This window comes from Vibrio minamisatsumaniensis (genome assembly GCF_050337445.1).
Classification (GTDB): Bacteria; Pseudomonadota; Gammaproteobacteria; order Enterobacterales; family Vibrionaceae; genus Vibrio; species Vibrio artabrorum.
Genome location: NZ_JAKJSY010000155.1, coordinates 1 through 2988 on the forward strand (window position 1 = coordinate 1; position 2988 = coordinate 2988).

Annotated in this window: 4 protein-coding genes; all 4 read left to right on the forward strand. The window is 44.1% G+C overall.

Annotated features, from left to right (window positions below; all coding sequences use genetic code 11):
* Positions 1-252: 252 nt before the first annotated feature.
* A complete protein-coding gene (locus L4B77_RS19735) occupies positions 253-393 on the forward strand; it encodes a winged helix-turn-helix domain-containing protein (RefSeq protein WP_429752544.1) in 141 nt (46 codons plus the stop codon).
* Between the two features lie 79 nt (positions 394-472).
* Complete coding sequence (locus L4B77_RS19740) at positions 473-1822, forward strand: ATP-binding protein (RefSeq protein ID WP_429752546.1); 1350 nt, start codon at positions 473-475, stop codon at positions 1820-1822.
* Between the two features lie 224 nt (positions 1823-2046).
* On the forward strand, positions 2047-2325 hold the full coding sequence (gene rplY / locus L4B77_RS19745; protein WP_261839411.1) for a 50S ribosomal protein L25: 279 nt from the start codon (positions 2047-2049) through the stop codon (positions 2323-2325).
* A 444-nt stretch (positions 2326-2769) separates the two neighbouring features.
* The coding region (gene tnpA, locus L4B77_RS19750; protein ID WP_429751703.1) for an IS66 family insertion sequence element accessory protein TnpA at positions 2770-2988 on the forward strand (219 nt) is incomplete at its 3' end.

Below are 2988 nucleotides of genomic sequence, written 5' to 3' on the forward strand. Positions count from 1 at the left end.
TCTTTGTGGGAACCATATGACGTTTCTTCGTTTTAGAGCAGGAGAGCCGCTGTCAGAGCTGGTTCATCATGCTCTGGTTCAATCCCAAATCAGGTCAATTTAGTTCTTTCGTAGGATGAGTGCGTCTGAAATGGCGAAAACAGCGAGAAAGTGGTCATTAAACACCCGTGTTTAGATTGTAGAGCAGGAGTTAGGTCAGTCAGGCACTCATTCTGACGTGAATTAAGCCGCTACTGTTCAGGTAAGGAAACATTGAGATCCCTTACCTTCAAGCAAGACTTCGATCGCGACTCAAACACCGTCGAAGTGTTTATCGGACGCATTCGTAAAAAAATCGCACCAAAGATCATCAAAACGGTTCGTGGCCTAGGCTATCAACTTAATGCTGGGTAGTACTTTCTCCAGTCAATGGACCGCTTGTGCTGATCATCGAAGCTCTGATACAAAATGAGTAAAATCCGGCGGGTAACGTATGAATTTAAAAAAAAGAACGCTTAAAAACATCAGCCTCAAAAGCCGCTTGCTCCTCGCTGCGGCTTTTTGGTTAGGAGCCATGATATTAGCGGCTGGTATTGGCATACCAAAGCTAGTTCATGACTATCTCGTCGATGATATGAAGCAGCAACTCAGCCTCACCCTGGATGAGTTGACCGCTAATATAGAGACCAACTCAAGTGGTAGCCTAATCATGGCGGAGCGCCTGTCTGATCCGAGATTTAACCAACCTTACAGCGGTCTTTATTGGCGCGCCGCGACGCAAGATCAAATCATTCGTTCTCGCTCTTTATGGGACAAAGACCTCACCATCAAGCGATCGCCTATTCACACATCCATCAAAGGACCTGAAAAAGAGAAGCTCATTTATATCGAACAAGACATCTATCTACCTGAGCTCATCGACCCCATCACCATCACTATTGGTATCGATGAAGCCCCATTAGAATCAACCTTAGCTGAACTGACAGGCCAAGTATGGTTAATCCTAATGCTATTGTTCATTGGCGTATTGATGTTGATAGGTATTCAAGTCAGCTGGTCGCTACTGCCGCTCAATAAAATGCAACGGGAACTTGTGATGCTAAGAAAAGGCGAACAGCAAGGTTTAAGTGGTAACTACCCAAAAGAGGTCTCTCCATTAGTTTCTGACCTTAATGCCCTGCTCTTCCATTATCAAGAATTGTTAGAACGAGCCCGGAACCATGCAGGAAACCTGTCTCATGCATTAAAAACGCCATTGTCGGTTCTGAAAAATGAAACCGAAATGCTGCCAGAGAACGAGAAGACACTATTACAACAACCAATCCATCAGATTCAAAGCCAAATAGACTACCATCTCGGCCGCGCACGCATGGCAGGCGCAATGAATATCCTGTCAGTGAAGTCTTCACCTTGTGAGCGTGTAGAAGCGATTGCAATGGCATTTGATAAAGTTTATGCCGCTAACGATATCACAGTGATCAACGAGTTAGATTCCGAGCTTGAGGTGGCTGTAGAAAAAACCGACCTCGATGAAATGATTGGAAACTTGCTTGAAAACAGCTACAAATGGGCCGACGGAGTTATTCGCGTACACAGCAACGTGCTCACCGACGGTAATGTTGAACTGATCATTGAAGATGATGGCTTAGGCATTCCAAAAGAGAAACTCGAACAAGTGACCAAGCGTGGAGTACGCCTTGATGAAACCACGCCAGGTACAGGCTTAGGGCTCAATATCGTCAATGAGATGGCGCACAGTTATCGGGGTAGCTTAACTCTTAGCAAAAGCTCAATGGGTGGCTTAAAAGCCTCTCTAATACTCAAAGTCTCACTGGCTTCATAAATTTACAGAACATTCATCCCCCGAGTTAAGAGCGTAAACAGGATATAAAAAGCATTTGAACAAGGAAATTACCTTGGGAATAAGCTTCTTACTTGCTCATATTGCAATGTGATGTTAGTATCCGCGCTCGCTTAAGCACGAACTCGTTCATGCCTAAGCATTACCACACACTCAAGGTCGCATTGAGGTGTGAAGTTAATTTTTACTAATTTGAGAGTAAAACTATGAAATTTGAAGCAGTAGTACGTACTGAACTAGGTAAAGGTGCGAGCCGCCGCCTACGTCACGCTGGTAAATTCCCAGCAGTAATCTACGGTGGCGAAGCTGAAGCTGTAGCTATCGAACTTGTTCACGCTGACGTGATCAACCAAATGGATAAGCCTGAATTCTACGAAGCAATCACTCTAGTGATTGACGGCGCAGAAGTTAAGGTTAAGCCACAAGACGTTCAACGTCACGCGTTCAAGCCTAAAGTTGAGCACATGGACTTCATCCGTATCTAATTCCCTACCAAGGAATAAGATTGGATAAATCCAAGCCTTCTGCATAGAAAAGATAATCGATCTTACCAGTCGAGAAATCTAGAAATTCGAAACCCCGATGCTACCAACATCGGGGTTTCACCGTTTTTGAGCCCTCAAAAACGCTCTCAATTCTCTTCAACTTACTGAAAATTAGCCACTTTACCCTACCCCACAATAACCACATTATTTTTGAGTGAATTAAGTGTGGACGAATAGTGGACTTATGCAGTAGTTTCTCTCTCAACTATCTTAGACCTATTTTCGCCGCTACTCAAATCACAGCCCCACTCCCCCTACTTTATTTTTTAACTCTAGAACATATCTGAAAGTGCCTCAAAGAGCCGTAAGCGCGTCATAAACCCCACATTCTAATCATCCTCAGTCCGCCATAAGATCAAATCTCCAACTACAAGGAGATTTGAAATGGCAAAACGGCGCACCAACAAAGAATGGCAAACCTTGTTCGAGCAATACCAATCCAGTCATCTATCACAACGGGTCTTCTGTGAGCGTAATGGGTTAAGTCTTTCTACTTTTTATGCCAAGCGCCAGCAGTTACAAACTACGGAGTCAGCCAATATCAGTGGCTTTGTTAAAGCAGAAGTTATCGAAAAAACGACTCGCTACCAGATGGCTCAAACA